Annotated in this window: 1 protein-coding gene; it reads right to left on the bottom strand. The window is 44.0% G+C overall.

The window, feature by feature from the left end:
• Nucleotides 1-18: 18 nt before the first annotated feature.
• A partial coding sequence (locus tag QT990_RS35720) for a transposase (protein WP_333466407.1) occupies nucleotides 19-1,390 on the bottom strand: 1,372 nt, incomplete at its 5' end.

Genomic DNA, 1,390 nt, shown 5'->3' with positions numbered 1-1,390 from the left:
GTTTTGACACTCCCCGTGCTAAAGCAGCGGGGATTCTCCGGAAATTAATCCGGATATCCTTTTTTCTGGATAACCGCTTTCTACATTAGATAACTGCGAGTTAACCGATAAATTAAGGTTCCTAGGCTCAACCCACTTAGGGATTGATATTTCCAAAGGCGTTACTTTCCCGCAGTCCGCAGGTAGTCTTTTTTGATTACGCGGAAATGATAAACCGCTTTTCTTGGCTATTTTCCTAGAGGCTCCTGTATCAGCGTGTTCAGCATAACCACAGGCGCGACACACGAACTTTTCTCCGTCTCGGTTGCCTTTCTCTGTATGTCCACATTTAGGACACTCTTGAGAAGTGTGTCGGGGGTTAACTGCAAATACAGGCTTGCCAGACTTCGCAGCTAGCCACGCTATTTTTCCAAAAATATCCCCCCAAGCACAATCTAGGATTCTTTTATTAAGTCCACTCTTGGCAGCAGCACCATTCTTCCTATAACCTCCTTTTCCATCGTGCGATTGTTTGGCGCGTTTAACCATGTTGGTTATTTTTAGGTTTTCTTGCGCTACAGCATCAGCCGTTTTAACTATCTTATCGGCAGCTTTCCAGTTATATCCGTCTCTTTTTTGGGTTAGCTTGTGTTGGGTTTGAGACAGCTTGACCTGTGCTTTTTTCCTGTTGCTAGAGCCTTTTTGCTTGCGACTGGCAGCACGATTTCTTATCGCTAATCGTCGAGCTGTTCTAGAGTTTGTTGCAACAGCTATATTCTCAATAAAGCTACCATCTGAAAGGGACACAAGCTTGTTTATTCCTACATCTATCCCAACAACTGACTTAGGTTCGATAAGTTCTGGCAGTCTCACTCCGTCGTCAAGCAGTACACTGATGTACCAATATGTCCCTTTTTGCTTGACGGTTACAGTTCGGATTTCTACATTGAATGGAAAACTTCTGCTATTGAAGTATTTCATCCAACCAATACCAGGAAGATAAACTCGGTTGTTTTCAAACTTGCAACGCCCCGGTTTGTACTCGAAGGTCTTGAAATTTGAGGCTTTTCGGTAAGCCGGAAAGCCTCTTTTATGACTCCAAAAACCTGCAAACGCAGTATCTAGTTTAGCCAGGTTTCGCTGCAACACATCTGAATCAATACGGCTGTACCACTCGTTTTCTTTTCTTAACTCAGTAGTTCTCTTACTTTGAATACCCCCAGCGCTATCCCAACACAGACCTAGCTTTTTACTGGTCTTGGTTAATGTTGCAGACATAACGCCATGCTTGACAACCGGACAACTAAGAGGACACACAGCACCAACTTCTAAACGGGTGTCTATTTCGCAATAAGACCCAAAAGCATAGCTCCGAGGCGTTTCAACATTTCTGTTGTTAGTCTCCCAGCCG

This window comes from Microcoleus sp. T3_B1 (assembly GCF_036700445.1).
Taxonomy (GTDB): Bacteria; Cyanobacteriota; Cyanobacteriia; order Cyanobacteriales; family Microcoleaceae; genus Microcoleus.
Note: the sequence above shows the minus strand (reverse complement) of the source record. Positions and strands in the feature narration are given on the sequence as shown.